The organism is Kitasatospora humi (genome assembly GCF_020907985.1).
GTDB lineage: Bacteria > Actinomycetota > Actinomycetes > Streptomycetales > Streptomycetaceae > Kitasatospora > Kitasatospora humi.
Genome location: NZ_JAJJPA010000015.1, coordinates 55954 through 77758 on the forward strand (window position 1 = coordinate 55954; position 21805 = coordinate 77758).

Below are 21805 nucleotides of genomic sequence, written 5' to 3' on the forward strand. Positions count from 1 at the left end.
GCCGCGAGGGCTGACCGGGTGCCGGTCAGCCCTTGCGGGCCGCTGCCAGGATCTTGGCGGTGGTGTGGAAGAACCGGACGGTCGCCTCGCCGGTCCAGTCCTTGCCGAACGCCTGGTCCGGAGGGCCGACCGGCCGCCCGCCGATGATCCGCCCGACGATGAAGGCCTCGCCCTCGGTGGCGGCGATCACCTCCACGTCGCCCCGCGCCGACCGGGCCGGCAACGTCAGCGCGGCGGGCAGCGGCTCGCTGAGGAAGGCCACGCAGAGCCGCACGTCCTCGGTGACCGGCACCCCGCGGAACGGATCGGCCTCGACCACGGCGGCCAACTCCTCGACGGTGCGCAGCAGCACCGGCACCGGAAAGCCGAGCGCTTCCCGCAGGTGCTCCGCGACCACCCGGGCCAGCTCCGCCCGGTCGCGGCCGGCCGGATCCCGGAAGAAGACGTTGCCGCTCTGGATGTAGCTGCGCACCCCGGCCAGCCCCAGCTCCGCGAAGAGCGCCCGCAGCCGCTCCATCCGCACCTGGCGGCCGGGCACGTTCACCGCGCGCAGCAGGGCGACCCAGGTGGTCACGAGGGCAGTACCGACCGCAGCGCCTCCTCGCTGCGGGCCACCACCGCGTGCCCGTCGTCGGCGGTGATGATCGGGCGCTGGATCAGGACCGGATGCTCCGCCAGCGCCGCGATCCAGCGCGCCCGGGTCGCGTCGCCGCGCTCCCACCCGCGCATGCCCAGCTCCTTGGCCACCGCCTCGTCGATCCGGGTGATGTCCCAGGGCTCCAGGTGCAGCCGGCCGAGCACCGCCTCCAGCTCGGCCACCGACGGCGGGTCCTCCAGGTAGCGGCGGACGGTGTAGTCGAGGCCGGCCGCGTCGAGCTCGGTGAGCGCCACCCGGCACTTGCCGCAGCGGGGGTTGATCCAGATCTCCATGGGATCAGGGTATGCGGTGGCACCGGCGCAACCGGGACCTTGGTCCCGTCCCGCAGAGTCGAAAGCCCTCGGCCGGGCCGCGGTCGGTTGGGCGACGATGGAGGGCATGCCCCCACAGATCCGCGACCCGAGGAGCCCCGCCGTGTCGGCGGCCACCGAGCCGTGCCACCCGGCGGCGCCGCAAGCGGCCGCGCCCGGCTCGCCGCCGCACTGGGTCCGCTGGCTGCCGGTGCTGCTGCTCTTGACCGACCTGCTGATCGAGGCGCTCTTCCCGCAGGCCACCGCGGCGGGCTTCCTGCTCACCGGTCTGCCGGTGCTGGTCGCCTTCGGCTTCGGACCGTTGCCCACCGCCCTGTCCGGTGCGGGCGCGCTGGGCCTCCAGCTGCTGCTGGCCGCCCGCGTCGGCCACCTCTACGAGCACCACCACCTCTGGGCATACCTCTCCACCGCGCTCGCCGGCCTGGCCGGCGTGATGCTCGCCGTGCAGCGGGTGCGGCAGGCCCGCCACCTGGTGCTGGCGAGCACGGTGAGCGAGGCGCTGCGCCGCACCGTGCTGCACCCGGTGCCGGAGCAGGTCGGCGAGCTGCGCACGGCGGGCCGTTACCAGGCCGCCCAGGCGGAGGTGGCGATCGGCGGCGACCTCTACGAGCTGTGCGACACCCCGTTCGGCACCCGGGTGCTGCTCGGCGATGTGCGCGGGAGCGGCCTGGAGGCGGTGCGGGCGGCTGCCGACCTGCTCGGGGCGTTCCGGGCCACCGCCCATGAAGTGGGTCAACTGGTCGAGCTGGCCGAGCTGTTGGATCGTCAGGTGCGCCGCGGGGCGGTGGAGAGCGGCGACGAGGAGCTGTTCGTCACGGCAGTGCTGCTGGAGCACCGGCGGGGTGCGGACCGGCTGGACGTGGTCAACCGGGGCCATCTGGACCCGGTGCTGCTCGGGCGCGCCGGAGTGCGGACGGTGCACTGCCCGCAGGACCTGCCGCTGGGCCTCGGGCACCTGCGCGGCCGACCGGCCCCGGCGGCGACCGGCATTCCGTTCGCCGCCGGCCAGACGCTGCTGCTGCACACCGACGGCGTCACCGAGGCCCGGGACCGGGACGGGCGGTTCTACCCGCTGACCGCCCGGCTGGCCACCCGGTACCACCACCGCCCCTCGGTCACGCCCGAGCAACTGGTCTCGTTCGTCACCGAGGACCTGGTCCGGCACGCGGGTCCGGCCCGCGACGACCTGGCCCTGCTGGCGCTCACCCCGGTGCGTTGAGCCGTGGGAAGCCGTGGCAAGAGGTGATCAGCCCCTGAAGAGGTCGTGCCCGACATCCGGCGGCACCACGTCCTGGATCGGCTTGCTGCCCCGCCCCGGAACGTGCTCGCCGGGAACGGGCCGGTGGCCCACCCGGTGCAGCAGCACCGCACCGTCATCCGCGTAGACCTCCTGGTAGCCGTGGGCCAGCAGCAGCCGGAGCCGCTCCCGCTGCTGCTGGTCGGTGGAGAACGGGAACGAGCGCCCGACGGACCGGAGCAGGACGTACTCGCAACCGCGCGGCGCCTGGTCGACCAGCACCACGTGGTCGCGCGCGGTCAGCCGGGGCGCGATCGGATTGTCCGCCTCCACCCAGACGCCGTTCGGGATCAGCTTGGCGGCCTTGAGCAGCGCGACCTGGCGGTGCCCCGGCGACCACTGCGCCGGGACGGCCAGCTCGGCCAGCCCCAGCGGCACGGCGGTGGCCAGGCTGACGCCCGCCAGGCCGACGCCGAGCCAGTGGACCCGCCGGGTCCCGACCGGGCCGTGCAGGCGCCCGAGCACCTCGATGGTCGCGGTCAGCAGGATCGGCCACAGGAAGGCGTCGTAGTGCCGGGCGACCGACCAGTGGTTGGGGTTGCTGGAGAGGATCCGCTCGGCCAGCAGCGGCACCGCGCAGAGGGCGGTGGCGGACCGCAGCGGCAGCAGGAAGAGGGTGCCGAACAGCCAGAGCAGCAGCAGCGGCTTCAACGCGTGGTCGGTGGCGGCCCGCAGCAGCAGCACCGGGTCGGTGACGGCGTGCACCGCGGCCGTGGGAGCGTCGGGGCCGATGGCGTCGTAGTGCCAGTAGTAGCCGGGCTCGCCCCCCATCGCCGGGATCAGCCACTGGACGGTGACCACGGTCGCCGCGAGGCCGGAGAGGAGGAGCCCGCCGCCGGTCAGGCGGGCGGCCCGGTCCTCGATCGGGTCGCGGGCCCGCCACAGCAGCACCACGCCGTAGGCGGCGACCATCAGGCCCAGGTCCTCCTTGGTGCAGCAGAGCAGCACCGCGGCCAGCACCACCGTGCGGTACGCGCGGGCCGTGCCGCGTTCCAGCATCAGCAGGGTCAGCGGCACGGCGAAGCCGACCTCGTGGAACCCGACCTGGGAGGCGACCAGCAGCGGCCAGCCCAGTCCGAAGACCAGGCCGGCCAGGTCGCGGGCTCGGCGCCGCAGCCCTGGTTCGGCGGCGGCGAAGGCGTGGTCGCTGATCCGCCGGATCAGCGGGACGCCGGCGGCGAACAGCAGCGCCTGGCCGAGCAGCAGCGAGCGCGGGTCGTCCCAGATCCAGTACAGGGGCGCCAGCAGCGCCAGGATCGGCGAGAAGTGGTCGCCCAGCAGCGAGAAGCCGGGCGGGAAGTCGTGGTGGTAGTACTTCAGCGTGGAGACCGGCAGGCCGAAGTGGGCGTAGCCGCGCACCCCCTGGTCGAAGATGCCCAGGTCGAACCCGCCGAGCCCGACGGAGGACCAGGCCCGCATCCCGGTGCCGAACGTCACCGCGAAGCACAGCCCGGTCAGCAGCAGGGTGCGCCGGGTGTCCGAGAGGCGTCGCGGAGCGCGGCCCTCCCGGACGTCGGGTCCGACGGTGGTGGCTTGCGGCGGTGCGGTCTGGGGGCTCACGACGTTCCTTGCTGGCGGTTCAAGAGGTGTGCGGCTGCCGGGCAGTTGCTCCTCCCAGTGGTTGTAGCGCTTGACGAGACGCTGGTAGCGCCGGAAAGCGGGCAGCCGGTCAAGGTCCAGCCGTTCGAGGGACGCGGTGGCAGGCGGAGCCGGCGATTCCGGTGTTCGGCAGCCGACGGAACCGCTCGGGGGCTCCACCGCGGTAGGTGGCGTGTCGTCAGCGCCGGCCAGGTGACCGGGGTGCGTGTGGCGAACGGGAGTTCATCGATCCACCGTCGTGCGTGGCCCGACCCGTACCGACGATCGGGCAGGCGGATCGCCGTCCTCCGCCGGGACGTGTCCAGTGCCGGCCACGGGCGGTGCCAGGGCATCGGAGGCGGGGTCGCGTGCGGCCCGGTTCTCCGAAATCCGACTGACACAGGCTCGTCAGTGCGACAGGATGTCTGTTCGTCGTACTGGCGAGTGAAAGGCAGTCCGCATGCCGCACCCCGCACCGACACGGATTCCCGAGCCGACCGAACTGCTCACCGCGGAGCTGGTGGTGGACGTGGCCGCCCCCGTGGCGCCGGCCATCTCGCCGGACGGTCGCCTGGTGGCCTACGTCGTGGTCGCGAACAGCGGGAGGGACGGACGTCCGCACGGCTCTCTCTGGGTCGCCGCCGCCGATGGCAGCGCAGCCCCGCGCAGGTTGACCGACGGCACGGCCCACGACGCAGCCCCGAGATGGGCGCCGGACTCCGCTTCCCTGTTCTTCACCTCCGACCGCGAGGAGCAGGGCGCCGCTCAACTCCAGCGGATCCGTCCGGACGCCGGCGGGGACGCCGAGGCCGAGGCCCTGACCAGGTGGCGCGGGGGCATCTGCGACCACTACCCGCTCGCCGACGGCCGCACCGTCGCGCTGCTCGCCGAGGACGAGCCCACCGCGGAGGACGAACGCCGGGCGGCCGAGGGCGACGACGCGAAGGTCTGGGGCCGGCACCTCCCGGTCACCCGGCTGCGCCTGCTCGACGTGGCGACCGGCGTGGTCCGCACCGTGGACGGCCTCGGGGACCGCGATGTCGTGGAGGTGACCCAGCGTCCGGACGGCGGCCCGCTGGCCGTGCTGAGCTGGGCCACCCCCGAGCTCGACCCCGGCGTCACCACGGCGAGACTGCATCTGGTCGCCCCGGGGACGGGAGCCGTCCAGGACCTGGGCCCAGTCGGATTCGAGGCGCAGTCCCCGGTCTGGTGGAACCACGACGGTGAATGGCACCTGGCCCACCTGGCGGTGACCCCGGGGCACTTGGTGGGCGCGCTCGCCGTGATCGACACGGTCCCGCCGGCGACCGGCCCGACCGTCGGGCAGCGCAATCTCACGGTCGGCATGTCCGCCTGCCCCACCGAGCTGGTGCAGGTCGCCGACGGGCCGCCGCTGGCGCTGTTCGCCGACGGGCTGGACACCGCGCTGCACCGGCTCGATCCGCGGTCGCTGCGGTTCCACCGACTGTCCTGCGTGCCGGGCATGCTCGCCGGGCTCACCGCGAGTCACTCCGGAGCGGGCCTCGCCGTGCTGATGAGCACCGCGCGCGAGCCCAAGAACGTCCACGCGGGACCCACGGGCGGGCCACTGCTCCGGCTCAGCGACACCAGCCCCGAACTGCGCACGATCCGCTGGGGCGTCCAGGAACGGCTCGGCTACCAGGCGGCCGACGGACTCCGGTTGGACGGTCTGCTGATCCTGCCTGTCGGCCGGACCCGGGACGAGGGCCCGTTCCCGCTCGTCACCATGGTCCACGGCGGCCCTTACTTCCGCCATGCCGACGAGTTCACGCTCAGTGTGGTCGACTGCGGCCAGTGGCTGGCGACCGCCGGATACGCGGTCTTCCTGCCCAATCCCCGGGGCGGGTCGGGCCACGGGCAGGAGTTCGCCGCCGTGGTGGCGGGCGCGGTGGGCGGTGACGAGTGGACCGACATCCTCGCCGGGATCGACCTGCTGGTCGCCGAGGGAGTCGCCGATCCCGAACGCTTGGGCATCTCCGGCTGGAGCCACGGCGGTTTCATGGCGGCCTGGGCCATCGGCCAGACCGAGCGGTTCAAGGCTGCCGTGACGGGCGCCGGCATCAGCGACTGGGGCATGCAGGCCGGGACCGGCGATTGGGGAGTCATGGACGCGGCGCTCGGTGGCAGCACCGGCTGGAACGGGCCGGGACCGCACATCCACGACCGGAACAGCCCGATCTCCTACGTGTCCCGGATCCGCACCCCGGTCCTGATCCTGCACGGCGAGGAGGACACCAACGTGCCACTCGGCCAGGCGGTCCACTTCCATCGCGCCCTGCGCCACTTCGGCGTCGAGCAGGAGTTCGTCGTCTACCCCCGAGAGGGCCACGGGCTTCACGAGCGCGCCCATCAACTCGACGCCCTCCGGCGCATCCGCGCCTGGTACGACCGCTGGCTGTGAACCCGGGTGGGCAGGTGCGATCGACGAGTGGCGAAAGCCAGTCCTCCGGACTCCGCGGCCCGCCGCGGTCATGCTCACCAGCCTGCCGCGACCACAACCGCGTTCCGCCACCGCCGGAAGCGGTGGTGGGCGGTCGACCGGGCGCCGAACTCACGCGGCACCTCCGGCCGCCGCCCATCCGCCTCGAAGTGCCGGATCACACCTTCGAACCGCAGCCGCAGCCGCCCGGATGCGAGCCGTACTCGCCGGCCGGCACCCACGGCTCAATGAACTCCCGTTCTGCTGGCGGCAGTCGGGCTCGCGGCACGCGAAACGCCCACCGGATCAAGCCCCTTGCGAGGGCGAGGGCGCAGATCGATCACGGCTTGTTGCGCGCCCTAGTGGATTGACTCCAACTCCGCCCGCTGGAGGATCAGATCGGCTTCCGCGGCGACCGGGGGCAGCCGTCGGGCCTGACGTGTCCTCAGGCCGAGGTGGATCAGCACCGCGATCAACACCGGCGCGTAGGGGGCCGAGGGCAGCTGCCAGGACCAGGGCAGGCCCCGGCCGTCCTGGTTGGGCGCCAGCCACATGGCGTACGACAGGAAGGCCACCGACACCGCGGCGAGCAGGCACCGGGCCGGCCAGGTGCGGGCCTCGGCGGCGAGCAGGACCAGCAGCGGGACGCACCAGACGAAGTGATGGGTCCAGCTGATCGGCGAGATGAGCAGAGCGGCTACCGCGGTGGCCACCGCACCCCAGGCCTCGGCCCGGGGCAGCGCCGCCGCCGACCGGCCGGCCGCCACGGCCACGGCCAGGCCCAGCAGTCCGACCAGTGCTGCCACCACCATGACCGCGCTCCCGGGATGGTCGGTGTGCAGCAGCCGGGCCGCGACGCCGCGCAGCGACTGGTTGTCGACCAGCTGGACCTCGCCGACCCGCCGGGTGTCCCAGAGGTACCTCGTCCAGAAGCTGCCCGAGGCACCGGGCAGCGCCACCCAGCCGATCAGCGCGGCCGCCAGGAAGGTGCCGATCGAGACCGCCGCGGCCCGGACCTGACGGGTGAGCAGCAGGTAGACCACGAACAGCCCGGGAGTGATCTTGATGGCGGTGGCCAGCCCGATGCCGACGCCCTTGGGGGTGCGGGAGTCCGAGCGGGTCATGTCCCACAGGACCAGGCCGAGAACGGCAAGGTTGACCTGGCCGTACTGCAGGGTGGTGAAGACCGGCTCCAGCCAGACGCCGAAACCGGTCCCCAGGAGCACCGCGGCCGCGTGGTACCGCCGGCCGGACCAGCCCGCCAGCTTCACCGAGAGGTGGACGGCGACGGCCAGCAGGCCGATGTTGAGGAACATCACGATGATCCGCAGCGTCGCGGCCGGCACCCAGGCGCTCGGCGCGAAGAGCAGCGCCGCGAACGGCGGGTAGGTGGCGGCCAGGTTCCAGCCGGGCAGCCGCATCGCGTACAGGTCCTGGCCGTGCACCACGGCCGCGCCCTCGGCCCGGTAGACCAGCATGTCCACCATCGAGTGGTGCTGGTGGTACCGGAGCGCGGCGAACACCGCGAGGGACAGCAGCGACAGGACGGCGGCCGGCCAGACGGCCGACTGCACCGTACGGGGGATGGCGGGACCGTCGGACGTGTGACCCCGGCCCGGTTCGCCCCAGAATCGCCGATCACTCGCGTGCACTGGGACGACCCCCTGTTGAGACAGCCCGGGCCATCCCTCGGCCCGGACGAGATCTGCCACCATATCCGACCCGTATGTGTGCAGCCTGTGAGGATGGATTCGTATGCGATCTTCATGGGCGCGAAACGGCGCTTCGTGATCGGTCCTCCGAAGACGGAAGAGGGCAGGTCGCGGCAGGGCCTCCGTCCACTCGGGGGGGAACGCAGGCCCTGCCGCGAGAGCGCCGCGAGACGGGGGCGGACTCTCAGGGGGTTGAGCGGGCGGCCATTGGTCGCGTCGGACGGTTACCAGCCCCGGCCGCCACTCGCGCAGCACCGGTGCAGGTCGGCCAGTCGCCGACCTGCACCGATCTGCTGGCCTTACCCGTATTTCCGCAGGTCGGAGACCCTTTACAGGTCGTAGTAGAGCTCGAACTCGTGCGGGTGCGGACGCAGCGCGATCGGGGCGATCTCGTTGGTGCGCTTGAAGTCGATCCAGGTCTCGATCAGGTCCGGGGTGAAGACGCCGCCGGCCAGCAGGTACTCGTGGTCGGCCTCCAGGGCCTCCAGCACCGCGGGGAGCGAGGACGGCACCTGCGGCACGCCGGCGTGCTCCTCGGGGGCCAGCTCGTAGAGGTCCTTGTCGACCGGCTGGAGCGGCTCGATCTTGTTCTTGATGCCGTCCAGGCCGGCCATCAGCATCGCGGAGAAGGCCAGGTAGGGGTTGGAGGACGGGTCGGGCGCACGGAACTCGATGCGCTTGGCCTTGGCGTTGGAGCCGGTGATCGGGATGCGGATCGCCGCCGAGCGGTTGCGCTGCGAGTAGACGAGGTTGACCGGGGCCTCGAAGCCGGGCACCAGGCGGTGGTAGGAGTTCACCGAGGGGTTGGTGAAGGCCAGCAGTGAGGGGGCGTGCTTCAGCAGTCCGCCGATGTAGTAGCGGGCGGTGTCGGACAGGCCCGCGTAGCCCTGCTCGTCGTAGAAGAGCGGCGCGCCCTCGGCCCAGAGCGACTGGTGCACGTGCATGCCGGAGCCGTTGTCCCCGAAGATCGGCTTCGGCATGAAGGTGGCCGTCTTGCCGTTGCGCCAGGCCACGTTCTTGATGATGTACTTGAACAGCATCAGGTCGTCGGCGGCGTGCAGCAGGGTGTTGAAGCGGTAGTTGATCTCCGCCTGGCCGGCCGTGCCGACCTCGTGGTGCTGGCGCTCGACCTGCAAGCCGGCCTTGGCCAGCTCCAGGGACATCTCGGCGCGCAGGTCGGCGAAGTGGTCGACCGGCGGGGTGGGGAAGTAGCCGCCCTTGTACTTGACCTTGTAGCCGCGCACGTCGCCCTCGGTGGAGCCGGTGTTCCAGGCGCCGGCCTCCGAGTCGATGTGGTAGTACGAGGCGTTGGCGCTGGTGTCGAAGCGCACCGAGTCGAACACGTAGAACTCGGCCTCGGGACCGAAGAAGGCGGTGTCGGCGATGCCGGAGGAGGCCAGGTAGGCCTCGGCCTTCTTGGCGATGTTGCGCGGGTCGCGGCTGTAGGCCTCGCCGGTGATCGGGTCCTGGATGAAGAAGTTGATGTTGAGGTGCTTCTCGCCCCGGAACGGGTCCAGTCTGGCGGTGGCCAGGTCGGGCACCAGGGCCATGTCCGACTCGTGGATCGCCTGGAACCCGCGGATCGACGAGCCGTCGAACATCAGCGTCTCGTCGGGATCGAAGGTGGCTGCCGGGACTGCGAAGTGCTGCATGACGCCAGGCAGGTCGCAGAACCGCACGTCGACGAACTTGACGTCGTTCTCCGCGATGAACTGCTTGACCTCGTCCGCGTTCTTGAACATCGGAGTCTCCTCTACCCGTCCGTCGGCCGGCCGTCCCAACCGTTTCGGGGTGGGCTCACGATAGGAACAGGCCGTTTCCCCGTGGTGACTCATTCGTTTCCCCCATGTTAAGCAGCCTCCTCGGGACGGATGGCAAAGCCGGGCGGGTCGGGGCAAATCGCTTCCCGGACGGGAACCTCCCCGCCGAATGGACTAGACCAGTAGTGGCGGTCGCTGGACGGGGATTCACTCGCAGGGGGAGTCGCCGCCGGTGCGCCCGGTGCGCCCGGTTACTGTGGATCCGTGGACAGCAGAGAAGCACTGGGATCGTGGCTGGAGGGCCCCAAGGCCGCAGCCGAGCGCATGGGGGCCGACTTCGGCTACCGCGGTGAGCGGCTGGGCCGCCCGCAGACCGGTCCCGGAGCGGTGGCCGGGCCGGGCCGGCGGATCGGCGCGCTGTTCGTCGACGGCTGGATCGCCAACATCATCTCCCTGGGCCTGCTCGCCCACGGCGACCTCGCCAAGGCCAACATCTACGGGCTGCCGGTCTTCTTCGCCGTCAACGCGATCCTGCTGGCGACCGCCGGCACGACCTTCGGCAAGCGGCTCTTCGGACTGCGGCTGGTCCGGCTGGACGGCAGCCGGGCGACCATCCCGCAGGTGCTGCTGCGCACCTTCCTGCTCTGCCTCGTGGTGCCGGCGCTGATCTGGGACCGGGACCAGCGCGGGCTGCACGACAAGGCGGTCGGCACCGTCGAGGTCCGGATCTGAGTCCTCGGAATCCTCGAGGACGGAACGCGTGAGAGGGGCCCTGCCGCCGGCGGCAGGGCCCCTCTCACGCGTTCCGTCCGTGTCCGACCGGCCTCAGCGGGCCTGGCCGCCCTTGGGCATCCGGGCGCCCTTGGGCATCGGGCCCTTGGGGATCGGCGCCCGGGAGAGCAGGTCACCCAGCGCGCGCAGCCGGTCGTTGGTCTCGGTCACCTTGGCCCCGGTGATGGCCCGCGGCAGCCGCATCAGGGTGATCTGCAGCTTCTTCAGCGGCACCTCGCCCTCGCCGTTGCCGACCATGATGTCGTGCACCGGCACGTCGGAGACCACGCGGGCCATCTTCTTCTTCTCGGCGGCGAGCAGCGGGCGGACCCGGTTCGGGTTGCCCTCGCCGATCAGCGCGATGCCGGCCCGGCCGACCGCGCGGTAGACCGCGTCCTGGTTGCGGGTGACCGCGACCGGGGTGGGGTTGGCGCTCCAGCCGCGCCGCATGTTGTTCAACACCGCCGCGACGGCGCCCGGCTGGCCCTCCATCTGGCCGAACGCGGACCGCTCGGCCCGGCGGCCGAAGACGATCGCGACGGCCAGGACGGCCACGATGAAGCCCAGGATCCCCAGGTAGATCGGGTGGCCGATCAGGAAGCCGATGGCGAGGAACACGCCGAACGTCAGGAGGCCGATGCCCCCGAGGATCAGGCCGATCTTGGTGTCGACCTGCTTGGTCATGATGTACGCCTGGCGGATCTGTGCGAGCCGCCCAGGAGTGTCGGATTTTTCCCTCGCCATGAGGGTCATGGTACGTGGCGCGACCTGCGGACAACGAAGCCCGGTCCCGATTCGGGTCGAACCGTGATCCGACGGCCCGCGTCGCACGCCCCCGGCACAGCCGCGGGGCCCGGTCGTTCGCACGACCGGGCCCCGCCGACTGTCAGGCCTCCGCGGCCGAGCGCCGCTCCAGCGCCTGCCGGTAGAGCCGGCCGGCCCGGTAGGAGGAGCGCACCAGCGGGCCGGACATCACCCCGGCGAAGCCCAGCTCCTCGGCCTCCTCCTGCAGCTCCACGAACTCCTGCGGCTTGACCCAGCGCTCCACCGGGTGGTGGCGCAGCGACGGGCGCAGGTACTGGGTGATGGTGATCAGCTCGCAGCCGGCGCCCACCAGGTCGGCCAGCGCCTGGCTGACCTCCTCGCGGGTCTCGCCCATGCCCAGGATCAGGTTGGACTTGGTCACCAGGCCGGCCGCCCGGGCCTGGGTGATGACGTCCAGCGAGCGCTCGTAGCGGAACGCCGGGCGGATCCGCTTGAAGATCCGCGGCACCGTCTCGACGTTGTGCGCCAGCACCTCGGGGCGGGACGAGAAGACCTCGGCCAGCTGCTCAGGCACCGCGTTGAAGTCGGGGATCAGCAGCTCGACGCCGGTGCGGCCGGCCGCGCGCTCCGCGGTCATCGCGTGCACCTGGCGGACCGTTTCGGCGTACAGCCAGGCGCCGCCGTCCTCCAGGTCGTCGCGGGCCACGCCGGTGATGGTCGCGTAGTTCAAGTCCATGGTGACGATGGACTCGGCGACCCGGCGCGGCTCGTCGCGGTCGAACTCGGCGGGCTTGCCGGTGTCGATCTGGCAGAAGTCACAGCGCCGGGTGCACTGGTCGCCGCCGATCAGGAAGGTCGCCTCGCGGTCCTCCCAGCACTCGAAGATGTTGGGGCAGCCGGCCTCCTGGCAGACCGTGTGCAGCCCTTCCTTCTTCACCAGCGAGTGCAGTGCGTTGTACTCCGGGCCCATCTTGGCCCGGGTCTTGATCCACTCCGGCTTCCGCTCGATGGGGGTCTCGCTGTTGCGGACCTCCAGGCGGAGAAGCTTCCTGCCGTCGGGTGCGACAGCGGACACGTGCGGCTCCTAGAAGTAGACGGGAGTACCCCCAGGGTACGCCTGTGCTTGTACGGTCGGCATCGGGCCGTTGCCCGGCAAACGCAGGGCAACACCGCTACCCGTGGGTAGATTCCCGGGCGCGCCCTGCGGATCGCGCCCAGGCCGGCCCGGGCCGTTCGGCGCCGGCCGGGCTCAGCGGGCGGCCGGCTCGGGCAGTTCGGCGAGCACCTCGGCGAGGCGCCGCTCCACCGCCGGGATCACCTCGGGCACCGGCACGTCCCGGCTCAGCTCGGAGCTGAGCGAGGCCACCCCCGCGTCCCGGATGCCGCACGGGATGATCCGGTCGAACCAGGTCATGTCGGGGTTGCAGTTGAGCGCGAAGCCGTGCATCGTCACGCCGCGCGCCACCCGGACGCCGATCGCGGCCAGCTTGCGGTCGTCGCCGCGCTGCCCCGCGTTGGACGGCGCGTACTCCGGGCCGGCCAGCCGCGGGTCGATGCCCAGCGGCAGGCCCATCCGCAGGGTCAGCTTGCCGATGTCCAGCACCTGCGCCGGGTCCACCTGGACGCCCGGCAGCTCGTCACCGAGCACCCAGACCCCGCTGCGGCCCTCCACCCGGGTGGTGGTCACGGCGAAGTCGGTGCAGGCCCGGATCAGCGCCTCCTCCAGCCGGCGCACATAGGCCACCACGTCCATCGGCTCGGGCAGCTTGACGATCGGGTAGCCGACCAGCTGGCCCGGGCCGTGCCAGGTGCCCTCGCCGCCGCGGTTCACCTGGACCACCGGGGTGTCGTCCAGCGGCAGGTCCTCCGGCTTGGTGCGCTTGCCGGCCGTGAACACCGGCGGGTGCTGGAGCAGTAGCACGGTGTCGGGGATCTCGTCGGCGAGCCGCAGGGCGTGCAGCCGCTGCTGCTCCTCCCACGCCTCCTGGTACGGGACCAGCTCCTCGCCGTTGCCCAGCCGGACGAACCGCACGTTCTCGCTCACCACTGCTCCTAGCCCAGACGACGCGAGCGAGCGCGGCCCCCGGCCGACCCGCCAACCTCGCCACTGTACGCCTGCCGGTCAACCGTGCGAGAGCAGCGCCAGCCGCAGGGCCAGCTGCAGCTCCAACGCGCGTTCCGGCCCGTTCCAGTCCCGACCCAGCAGCACCTCCACCCGGTCCAGCCGCTGCACCACCGTGTTCACGTGCACGTGCAGCTCGTCCTTGGCCCGGGTCAGGCTGCCGCCGCAGGCGAAGTAGGCGCGCAGGGTGCGGACCAGCTCGGTGCCGCGCCGCGCGTCGTACTCCAGCAGCGGCCCGAGGGTGCGGGCCACGAAGCCGGCCACCTCGTGGCCGTCGCCGAGCAGCACCCCGAGGAACCCGAGCGAGGCGGCCGAGGCGCCGTCGCCGGTGCGGCCCAGCGCGTGCAGGGCGCGGACGCAGCGCGCCGCCTCCGCATGGGCGGCGGCCAGCCCGGCCGGGCCGGCCGCCGGACCGCCGGCGCCGACCGTCACCGGCCGGCCGGCCAGCCGGGCCAGCCGCCGCGCCGCCGCGGCGGCCGTCCCGTCCGCACCGGCGCCCGGCTCCGCGGGCAGCAGCAGCACCACCGCGTCGTCGTGCTCGGCGCTGACCGCGCGGGCCCCGGCCGCCGGACGCCGCCCGAACAGGTACTGGGTGGCGGCCCCGGCCAGCCGGGACCGTCCCTGCGGCCCGGCCTCGGCGACCAGCACCAGGTGCGGGCGGGACAGGTCGACGCCGAGCCGGCGGCCCCGGGCCAGCAGCGCGGCCGGATCGCGGTCCGGCGCGGTCAGCAGATCGGTGAGCAGCTCGCCGCGCACCCGGTGCTCGGCCTCGGCGGCCGACCGGCGCAGCAGCAGGAGCAGCGCGGTGACCACGCCCGCCCGTTCGAAGAGCCGGCGGTCGGCGTCGTCCAGGTCCTCCCGTCCGGAGAGCAGCAGCGAGCCCAGCAGCTCCTGGCCGGCCAGCACCGCGCAGACCCAGCCGTCGCCGTGCCGCACCGCGCGGCCCTCGGTCCGGGACCGCTCCACCGCGTCGGCCAGCGCCGCCGCGGCGGCCCGCCCGGTACGGGAGTACCCCCGGCCGGGGGCGGGGGGAGGGTGCCCCTCGGCGTCCCGCACCGCGATCCGGCCACCGAGCAGGGTGGCGACCTCGGCGGCCACTTCGGCCACGTCCGCGCCGCGCAGCACCAGGTCGGTCAGTCGGTCGTGGACCTGCTCGGCCCGGTGCACGGCCGCCGCGTGCGCCCGGATCACGGTGTTGGCGGCGTTGAGCTCGGCCAGCGCGGCCCGGGTGTCGGCCAGCGCGGCGGCGGTGTCCAGCGCGATCGCGGCGTGCGCGGCCAGCGAGCAGAGCAGCGCGACCTGGTCGGGGGAGAAGGCGCGCGGCTGCCGGTCGGCCGCGAACAGCACCCCGACCACGTGGCCCCGGCCGTCGGCCGCGGACGCTCCCGTCCCGAGCAGCAGCGGCACCCCGAGGATCGCCACCAGGCCCTCCTCCGCGACTCCCGCGTCGATCCGCCCGGTGTGCCGGAACCGCTCGTCGGTGCGGTAGTCAGGGGTGGCGTACGGCCGGGCGGTCTGGGCCACCAGGCCGCCGAGGCCGTCGCCCAGGCTGAGCCGCAGGTTCTGGAAGAGGGGCGAGACCGAGCCGTCGGTGACCCGCATGTAGGTGTCGCCGGCCACCTCGTCCGGCAGGGTCAGGTAGGCGGTGTCGGTGCCCAGCAGCAGCCGGGCCCGGTGCACGATCGCCCGCAGCACCTGGTCGAGGTCGCGGGAGGCGGCCAGGTCGGTGGCGGTGTCGAAGAGTGCGGTCAACTCGGCTTCGCGCCGCCGGTGCTGTCCCAGCGTCCGGTGGACGGTGAGGGCCAGCGCGGTGGCCTCCTCGATCTCGGCGAGCGCCTCGGGCCCGGCGCCGTCGCGGCGGGCCCGGGCGGGTACGGCGGCGTAGTCCTCGGCTGCGGCTCCGGAGGCCAGCAGGTCGAGCAGCCGGCGCAGCGCGGGTGCGGCACCCGGGGCGGGCGGCGGTGCGGGGTCGCTCATGGTGCCCGACATGGTGTCAGAAACCGGCCCGGCGGCGGAAGATCACGGTGTGTGGGCAGCCACCACAGTACTGCCGTCCGGCATGGTGTTCACCGCCATGGCGGGCTCGGCGCCGACGACCCGTGCAACTCCAAACCACAACCGGCCCGTGTTCAGCGGATCGGACGCGTGCCCTTCACCCGTTCGGAGGATTGGCCGGCCATATCCGCCCAGAGCGCCCGAATGCTCGCTACATTCACGCCGATTCCCGACAGGGGCGTCGCGAACGGCACCGGGGGCCCGGGCCGCGGCGTCCGAGAGGTGTTGACTGATCATGTCCCAACGGCCTGCAACCGACAGCCCGGCCTACCATTCGCTCGACCCGGTGGACCCGCTGGACCCGCACGAGCGGCAGTCCGACCCGGCGCCGCACGGCGCAGCCCTGCCCGGGCCGCGCCAGGACGCCGGACAGCAACCGGACGGACCGGACGGGCCGGCCGCCGACGCCGCCGCGCACTCCGAGGCCGGCCGGGCCCAGAACCCGCTGCTGGCCGCGCTGATCGAGGAGGCCGGCTTCTCGCACGCGGGCCTCGCCCGCCGGGTCGACCAGCTGGGCCTGGAGCACGGCCTCGACCTGCGCTACGACAAGACCTCGGTGACCCGCTGGCTGCGCGGCCAGCAGCCGCGCGGCGCCACGCCCGCACTGATCGCCGAGGTGTTCACCCGTCGGCTCGGCCGCCGGCTCTCCGCCCAGGACATCGGCCTGGACGCCTGCGCCCCGGTCTACGCGGGCCTGGAGTTCGCCGAGACCCCGCAGGAGGCCGTCGACATCGTCGCCAGCATGTGGCGCAAGGACACCGGCCCGCAGTCCGAGCTACGCCGGATCGCCTTCACCCCGGCCGGTCTCGTGGTCCCCAGCCGCGACTGGCTGATCGGGCGCAGTGACGAACAGGTCGCCAGGGACGGCTCGGCGGGCATCTACGTGTCCGGCCCCGACGGGCCGCTGGCCAAGCTGGACCCGGCCCTCGACCACCCGGACCCGGGCGGTCGCGGCCCGCGCGGCACCCCGGCGGGCCGGGTGCCCTCGCAGGCCCGGCGGCCACTGGTCTCCGGCACCCGCACGGTGCCGCTGCCCGGCCCGGGCCAGGCCGGCGCGGCCGGTCACGACGAACGGCCGCGCCCGCAGCGGGCCGGGCTGCGGGTGGGCCGGGGCGACATCGCCGCGGTGCGCGCCGTGGGCGACCTGTTCCGGGCGCTGGACAACGCCTACGGCGGCGGCCACGCCCGGCAGGCCCTGGTCCGCTACCTGGAGAGCGAGGCCGAGCCGATGCTGCGCGGCCGGTACGGCGAGCAGATCGGCCGGGCGCTGTTCGGCGCGGTCGCCGACCTGACCAGACTCGCCGGCTGGACCAGCTTCGACATCGCCGCGCACGGGCTGGCCCAGCGCTACTTCGTGCAGGCGCTGCGGCTCTCCCAGGCGGCCGGCGACCGGGTGCTGGGCGGCTACGTGCTGATCACCATGAGCCAGCAGGCCGTCCACCTGGGCCACGGCCGGGAGGCGGTGCAGCTGGCCCGGGTCGCCCAGCAGGGCGTCGGCAGCTCGGCGCCGGCCGCCGTCCAGGCGCTGATGCACGCGGCGGAGGCCCGCGGGCACGGGATACTGGGCGACGTCCGGTCCTGCACCACCGCGCTGGTGCGGGCCGAGCGCTCGCTGGCGCTCTCCCGGACGGGCGACGAGCTGCCCTCCTGGGCCCGGTTCTTCGACGAGGCCCAGCTGGCCGACGAGTTCGCGCACTGCTACCGGGACCTCCAGCAGTGGCGGCCGGCCATGCAGCACGCCGAGAAGTCGCTGCGGTTGCGCTCCTCCGGTTACGCCCGCAGCCGGGTGTTCTGCCGGATGGTGCTGGCCGCCGCCCGGCTCGGCATGGGCGAGGTGGACGAGTCCTGCCAGCTGGCCACCGAGGCGCTGCGGGCGGCGGGTGAGATGCGCTCCGCGCGCACCGTCGAGTACCTGCGGGACTTCCACCGGCGGCTGGCCCCCTACCGGGGCAGCCCGGCCGCCCGTGCCTTCGAGGAGGCCGCCCGGCAGGCGGGGGTGCTCTGACCGGGCGTCAGCTGCCGCCCGGCGGGCGGGCTGCTCTGACCGGGCGTCACCTGCCGCCCGGGGTTGACGGGGTGCCGGGCCGGCCCGCCCGGCACCCCGTCAGACGCCGCTCGGCGCACTGCCGTCAGGCCGCCGCGCGGTCCTGGCCGGCCCCGGTGGCGGTGATCCCCAGGTCCCGCAGCACGGCCAGGGCCGCCCGGCGGCCGGAGACCATCGCGCCGTGGGAGCTGCTGGTGTCCCGGTGGTCCCCGCAGACGTAGAGGCCGGCCAGCACCCGGACCGGTCGGTGGAAGTTGTGCGGTGGCGGCATCGCCGGTACGGCGTCCGGCAGGTGACGGACGCTCAGGAAGTCCCAGTCCCGGGCGGGCACCTGGTAGAGCTCGGCGAGCCGGGTGCGGACCAGCGGCTCCGCCGCGGCGGGCCCGCCCGACCACGCGCGCCGGCCCAGCACCGTGGTGGCGACCAGTGAGCGGCCGGCCGGGGCGTAGGAGCGGTGCACCTGGCTGAGCACCAGGGAGTGCGAGACCGGCGCCGGGCCGACCGTGTGGTCCGCGTCCAGGAGCAGCAGCGGTTCGGTCAGCGGGGCGTCGGCGCAGGAGTGGTAGAAGGTCGTCACCGGGTGGAAGTCGGGCAGCCGCAGCCCCGGCAGCAACTCGACCGCGGACCGGGCGTCGGTGGCCAGCAGCACCGCGCGGGCACCGATCCAGCCGTGCTCCTCGGTCTGCACCCCGTCGGCGCCGACCGAGGTGACCCGGGTGTTCAGCTGGACGGCGCCGGCCGGCAGCATGGCGGCCAGCTGCGCGGGCACCGCTCCGGTGCCGGCGGCGGGCAGCGCCAGCCGGCCGCGGGCGTAGCCGCGCAGGACCAGGTCGGCCACCCGGCTGCTGGTGCCGAGCGCCGGATCGCTGAGCAGCGCGGTCAGCAGCGGACGCAGGAAGCCGTCCACCACCCGGTTGGGCAGGCCGCGTTCGGCCAGCGCCCGGGCGGCGGTGGTCTCCGGCCGGGCCAGCAGTTTGGGGACCGGCGCCGCGGCCAGGCGGCTGAGGGCGGCGCCGAGCCTGGCCTTCTCCAGCGGGCTGCCCAGCGGCGACCGGGAGGCCACCTGCCGGGTGCCGCCGAGCTGCGGGCTGCCGACCCGGTAGCGCCGGCCGGCGCTGTGCACCAGGACTCCGGGTGACAGCGGGCTCAGTCGCAGGTCGGCCAGGTCGAGCCGGCGGGCGAGCTCGGGGAATCCGGTGTTGAGCAGGTGGCCGCCGTGTTCCAGCCGGTATCCGTCCAGCTGGTGCCCGGCCATCCGGCCGCCGATCCGGTCGGTCGCCTCCAGGATCCGCACCTGGAGTCCGGCACGGTCCAGCGCCCGGGCGGCGGTGAGTCCGGCCAGTCCGGCGCCGACCACGACCACGTCGGGGTCGTCGGACCGGCTGCGGCGGGTGAAGTCGTGTGGGGTCACGGGTGAGCTCCCTCCCTGGTCCCGGATCTCCGGCCGGCGGACGGCTGCGGGCATGCCGGGATGGTCCAGGGGGTGATGCCCCGTCAGATGCTTGATCAGGCGGGCCGACCGCGCCGGATCCCCTGCCTCCGCGCGGTGGCGGTGGCACGGGCTGGGGGCACGCGATTGCGCCGTGCGCCGTCGCGTGCGCCCCTACGCCGGGGGTAGCGGGTGTGCGCGCGGTGCCGTGGTCAGGCCCGTGCGCTGCGGATCGTCAGCATCCCGACCGTCCGCGTCGCCCACTCGCGCACCATGCGTCACGCGGCCCGCAGGGCGTCGGCCACGTGCGGGTGGGCGAACCGGAAGCCCGCGGTGAGCAGCTTGTGCGGCAGCACCCGATGGCTGCCCACCACCTCGATCGCCATCTCGCCCAGCACCAGCCGCAGCGCCCACTCCGGCACCGACAGCACCGTGGGCCGGCCGAGCACCCGGCCGAGCGCCCGGGTCAGCTCGGCGTTGGTCACCGGGTGGGGCGCAGTCAGGTTGACCGGGCCGCTCAACTCCTCGCAGTCGATCAGGAAGCGGAGCGCGGCGACCTGGTCGGCCAGCGAGATGAAGCTCCAGTACTGCTCGCCGCTGCCCAGCCGTCCGCCCAGGCCCAGCCGGAAGAGCGGGAACAGCCGGGCACCCGCCCCGCCGGCGGAGCTCAGCACCAGCCCGGTGCGCGGGTGCACCACCCGGATGCCGGCCTCCGCGGCCGGATGGGCCGCGCCCTCCCACTCCATGCAGACCCGGGCCAGGAAGTCGTCCCCGGGCGGCGCGGTCTCGTCGACCACCCGGTCGCCGGTCTGCCCGTAGTAGCCCACCGCCGAGGCGCTGACCAGCACGGACGGCGGGGTGTCCAGCCGGGTCAGCGCGTTGGCCAGGGTGAGGGTGCCGTCCACCCGGCTGTCGCGGATCCGCTGCCGGTAGGCGTCCGTCCAGCGGTGGTCGGCGACCCCGGCGCCCGCCAGGTGCACGACGGCCTCGGTGCCGGCCAGCCCGGCCAGGTCGACCTCGCCGCGGACCGGGTTCCACCCCACCCCCACCGAGCCGTCGGCCTGCACCCCCAGCCCGGTCCGGTGGCGGACCAGCCGCAGCACGTCATGTCCGTCGGCCAGCAGGGAACGGACGAGGGCGGAGCCGATCAGCCCCGAGGAACCGGTGACAGCGATACGCATGGGGCCATCCTGGCAGCCGGAACCGGCCGGACCGCTGCTGACCCGCCCTCAGGTCTCCCGCCCTGTCTGGGAGTGCGCCCCGCCCGATACGGTGAGCCGGTGAGCACCTCCACCCCTCCCGGCTGGTACCCGGACCCGCGGGCCACCGGGCACGAGCGCTACTGGGACGGCCGCGTCTGGACCGAGCAGGGCCGGCCGACCGCACCGGCCGCGGGTCCGGTCTCCGACGCCTCGCCGGCGTACGGCCATCCGGCGATCCCGGAGTCGCTGGTGCTCTCGGAGCCGCCGGAGCCCGCGGGGTACGCCGGCCCGCCGCCGGCCCGGACGCCGGGCGGCGCGCCGCTCGACCCGCCACGACCCAAGCGCACCGGGCTGATCATCGGCATCGCGGCGGGCGGGGTGCTCGGACTGGTGCTCGCGGGCGGCCTCGCCCTCACGCTGTCCGGCGGCTCCGTCCGCAGCAGCGCCGCGGCGGGCGCACCCGCACCGGTCCCCGGCGCCGCCCGGCCCACCCACCAGCCCGACGGCGTCCAGCCGTTGGCCCCTCCGCAGTCCCTGCCGACCAGCGGCACGCTCCAGGACCGGCAGCACGGCTGGAACGTCCCGCTGCCCCAGGGCTGGCAGCCGGTCGGCCCGGACGGCGGCCACACCCTGGCGCTGGTCACCGGCCGGTACGACTGCGGCACCCCGGGCGGCTGTGTGCGCGGCAGCTTCTCGATCGACGCCGACCCCACCCGCGGCAGCGACGCCAAGCAGGTGGCCCAGGCGGCCATGGCCTCCTACGTCCAGCAGAAGTACGGCTCGGACGACCCCGATGTGCAGGGCGGCGGCGCGATCATCGTGGCAGGCCGCGCCGGGTTCGCGGTCCGCTGGCACCTCACCCCGCAGCAGGGCGCCTCGGTCTACCTGCTGCTGGTCGCCGTTCCTGCCGCCGACGGCGAGTTCACCACCATGGTCGGCTCGGTCGACGACAACTCCAAGGCGCCCGACCACTCGATCCTGGACCGCATCGCCGCCGGCATCACCGCCCTGGTCCCACCCACGGGGAGCGCCCAGCCGGGAGCTTAGGCTCTGCTGATCGCCGCGACGCCCGCCGGCCCCGGCGCCTGCTGGTGCGGGACGACACCCAGCGGTGGACGCCCGCCGCGCCGGCCCCCTGGTCAGTCGCCGAACCGCTCCCAGAGCCGGGGGAAGCGCCGGGCCAGCGTCCCGGGGTCGTCGAAGTCGAACGGCTGCCCCTCGGGCCGGCGGGGTTGGCGGGTGCCGAGGTCGGGCAGCGGCAGGCCGGTGAGCTGCTCGTGCGCCTCGTCGGCGGCGTAGCCGATCTCCTCGGCGTCGCCGTCCTCCTCCTCGTCGAAGTCGGGCACCAGCTCGGCCAGGTCGTCCGGGCGGTGCACGGCGCCCTCGAAGACCTCCCGGCCCTGGGCGATCAGCCAGCAGCGGAAGTAGTCGAACGAGTCCTCCGAGGCCTCGCCGAGCAGCAGCCGGGCAGCGCCCCACAGCTCCCAGGTGTACGCCCGCCGGAACCGAGCCTCGAACAGCCGAGCGAAGTCGATCACTTCGTCCGGCGTCAACTGCACCAGCCGCTCCACCAGCAGATCGGCCTGGTCCTGCGGATCACCGTCCGCGGCGTCCCGGGCCTCGTCGATCAGCTGCCAGAAGTCGGTCTCGTACATCACGCC

At 73.9% G+C, this 21805-nt stretch carries 17 protein-coding genes; 5 read left to right on the forward strand and 12 right to left on the reverse strand.

All coding sequences use genetic code 11. The features are described 5' to 3' along the window. Nucleotides 1-25: 25 nt before the first annotated feature. Both LN042_RS16665 and LN042_RS16670 read right to left on the reverse strand, forming a co-directional pair. A complete protein-coding gene (locus tag LN042_RS16665) occupies nt 26-574 on the reverse strand; it encodes a DUF1697 domain-containing protein (protein WP_230052012.1) in 549 nt (182 codons plus the stop codon). Beyond that, complete coding sequence (locus LN042_RS16670) at nt 571-930, reverse strand: ArsC/Spx/MgsR family protein (protein ID WP_230052013.1); 360 nt, start codon at nt 928-930, stop codon at nt 571-573. Before LN042_RS16670 ends, LN042_RS16665 begins: the two co-directional genes overlap by 4 nt. 106 nt (nt 931-1036) lie before the next feature. Here LN042_RS16670 and LN042_RS16675 point away from each other — a divergent pair, with 106 nt between their 5' ends. After that, nucleotides 1037-2188 carry a PP2C family protein-serine/threonine phosphatase gene (locus LN042_RS16675; protein WP_230052014.1) on the forward strand — a complete coding sequence of 384 codons (1152 nt, stop codon included), beginning with the start codon at nt 1037-1039 and terminating at the stop codon, nt 2186-2188. A gap of 27 nt (nt 2189-2215) precedes the next feature. On the opposite strand, the gene LN042_RS16680 is transcribed toward LN042_RS16675, so the two are convergent. Further along, nucleotides 2216-3826: a DUF2079 domain-containing protein gene (locus LN042_RS16680; protein ID WP_230052015.1), complete on the reverse strand. Its 1611-nt coding sequence runs from the start codon at nt 3824-3826 to the stop codon at nt 2216-2218. A 478-nt stretch (nt 3827-4304) separates the two neighbouring features. Between LN042_RS16680 and LN042_RS16685 the strand changes: the two genes are divergently transcribed. Beyond that, nucleotides 4305-6266, forward strand: coding sequence for an alpha/beta hydrolase family protein (locus LN042_RS16685; RefSeq protein WP_230052016.1), 1962 nt, complete (start codon nt 4305-4307; stop codon nt 6264-6266). Nucleotides 6267-6643: 377 nt separating this feature from the next. On the opposite strand, the gene LN042_RS16690 is transcribed toward LN042_RS16685, so the two are convergent. Together LN042_RS16690 and glnA are read right to left on the reverse strand one after the other, a co-directional pair. Then, entirely contained in the window at nt 6644-7858 is a 1215-nt protein-coding gene (locus LN042_RS16690) for a glycosyltransferase 87 family protein (protein ID WP_230052017.1), read from the reverse strand. A gap of 467 nt (nt 7859-8325) precedes the next feature. Further along, entirely contained in the window at nt 8326-9738 is a 1413-nt protein-coding gene (gene glnA / locus LN042_RS16695) for a type I glutamate--ammonia ligase (RefSeq protein ID WP_230052018.1), read from the reverse strand. A 282-nt stretch (nt 9739-10020) separates the two neighbouring features. Between glnA and LN042_RS16700 the strand changes: the two genes are divergently transcribed. Continuing rightward, nucleotides 10021-10488, forward strand: coding sequence for an RDD family protein (locus tag LN042_RS16700; protein ID WP_230052019.1), 468 nt, complete (start codon nt 10021-10023; stop codon nt 10486-10488). 93 nt (nt 10489-10581) lie between these two features. On the opposite strand, the gene LN042_RS16705 is transcribed toward LN042_RS16700, so the two are convergent. The 4 genes from LN042_RS16705 to LN042_RS16720 form a co-directional block, all read right to left on the reverse strand. Then, entirely contained in the window at nt 10582-11271 is a 690-nt protein-coding gene (locus LN042_RS16705; RefSeq protein WP_230052020.1) for a DUF4191 domain-containing protein, read from the reverse strand. A 142-nt stretch (nt 11272-11413) separates the two neighbouring features. Next, nucleotides 11414-12367: a lipoyl synthase gene (gene lipA, locus LN042_RS16710; RefSeq protein WP_230052021.1), complete on the reverse strand. Its 954-nt coding sequence runs from the start codon at nt 12365-12367 to the stop codon at nt 11414-11416. A gap of 174 nt (nt 12368-12541) precedes the next feature. Beyond that, entirely contained in the window at nt 12542-13339 is a 798-nt protein-coding gene (gene lipB, locus LN042_RS16715; RefSeq protein WP_230052022.1) for a lipoyl(octanoyl) transferase LipB, read from the reverse strand. Nucleotides 13340-13414: 75 nt separating this feature from the next. Next, nucleotides 13415-15391, reverse strand: a complete 1977-nt coding sequence (locus LN042_RS16720) for a helix-turn-helix domain-containing protein (protein ID WP_230052023.1) — start codon at nt 15389-15391, stop codon at nt 13415-13417. Nucleotides 15392-15704: 313 nt separating this feature from the next. Between LN042_RS16720 and LN042_RS16725 the strand changes: the two genes are divergently transcribed. Continuing rightward, nucleotides 15705-17474 carry an NsdA family TPR-like regulatory protein gene (locus LN042_RS16725; protein ID WP_230052024.1) on the forward strand — a complete coding sequence of 590 codons (1770 nt, stop codon included), beginning with the start codon at nt 15705-15707 and terminating at the stop codon, nt 17472-17474. A 124-nt stretch (nt 17475-17598) separates the two neighbouring features. Here LN042_RS16725 and LN042_RS16730 read toward each other — a convergent pair whose 3' ends face one another. Both LN042_RS16730 and LN042_RS16735 read right to left on the reverse strand, forming a co-directional pair. Then, the gene (locus LN042_RS16730; protein ID WP_230052025.1) at nt 17599-18924 is read right to left on the reverse strand and encodes an NAD(P)/FAD-dependent oxidoreductase; all 1326 of its coding nucleotides are present in this window, start codon (nt 18922-18924) and stop codon (nt 17599-17601) included. 296 nt (nt 18925-19220) lie between these two features. Beyond that, entirely contained in the window at nt 19221-20123 is a 903-nt protein-coding gene (locus LN042_RS16735) for a TIGR01777 family oxidoreductase (RefSeq protein WP_230052026.1), read from the reverse strand. Nucleotides 20124-20222: 99 nt separating this feature from the next. Between LN042_RS16735 and LN042_RS16740 the strand changes: the two genes are divergently transcribed. Then, the gene (locus LN042_RS16740) at nt 20223-21191 is read left to right on the forward strand and encodes a DUF2510 domain-containing protein (RefSeq protein ID WP_230052027.1); all 969 of its coding nucleotides are present in this window, start codon (nt 20223-20225) and stop codon (nt 21189-21191) included. Between the two features lie 92 nt (nt 21192-21283). On the opposite strand, the gene LN042_RS16745 is transcribed toward LN042_RS16740, so the two are convergent. Beyond that, complete coding sequence (locus tag LN042_RS16745) at nt 21284-21799, reverse strand: DUF4240 domain-containing protein (RefSeq protein WP_230052092.1); 516 nt, start codon at nt 21797-21799, stop codon at nt 21284-21286. Between the last annotated feature and the right edge of the window lie 6 nt (nt 21800-21805).

Coding starts and splice junctions, on each gene's coding strand:
- LN042_RS16745 (WP_230052092.1), bottom strand. CDS start 21,799: ATGTACGAGACCGACTTCTGGCAGCTGATCGACGAGGCCCGGGACGCC.
- LN042_RS16675 (WP_230052014.1), top strand. CDS start 1,037: ATGCCCCCACAGATCCGCGACCCGAGGAGCCCCGCCGTGTCGGCGGCC.
- LN042_RS16735 (WP_230052026.1), bottom strand. CDS start 20,123: ATGCGTATCGCTGTCACCGGTTCCTCGGGGCTGATCGGCTCCGCCCTC.
- glnA (WP_230052018.1), bottom strand. CDS start 9,738: ATGTTCAAGAACGCGGACGAGGTCAAGCAGTTCATCGCGGAGAACGAC.
- LN042_RS16725 (WP_230052024.1), top strand. CDS start 15,705: ATGTCCCAACGGCCTGCAACCGACAGCCCGGCCTACCATTCGCTCGAC.
- LN042_RS16720 (WP_230052023.1), bottom strand. CDS start 15,391: ATGAGCGACCCCGCACCGCCGCCCGCCCCGGGTGCCGCACCCGCGCTG.
- LN042_RS16685 (WP_230052016.1), top strand. CDS start 4,305: ATGCCGCACCCCGCACCGACACGGATTCCCGAGCCGACCGAACTGCTC.
- LN042_RS16705 (WP_230052020.1), bottom strand. CDS start 11,271: ATGGCGAGGGAAAAATCCGACACTCCTGGGCGGCTCGCACAGATCCGC.
- LN042_RS16670 (WP_230052013.1), bottom strand. CDS start 930: ATGGAGATCTGGATCAACCCCCGCTGCGGCAAGTGCCGGGTGGCGCTC.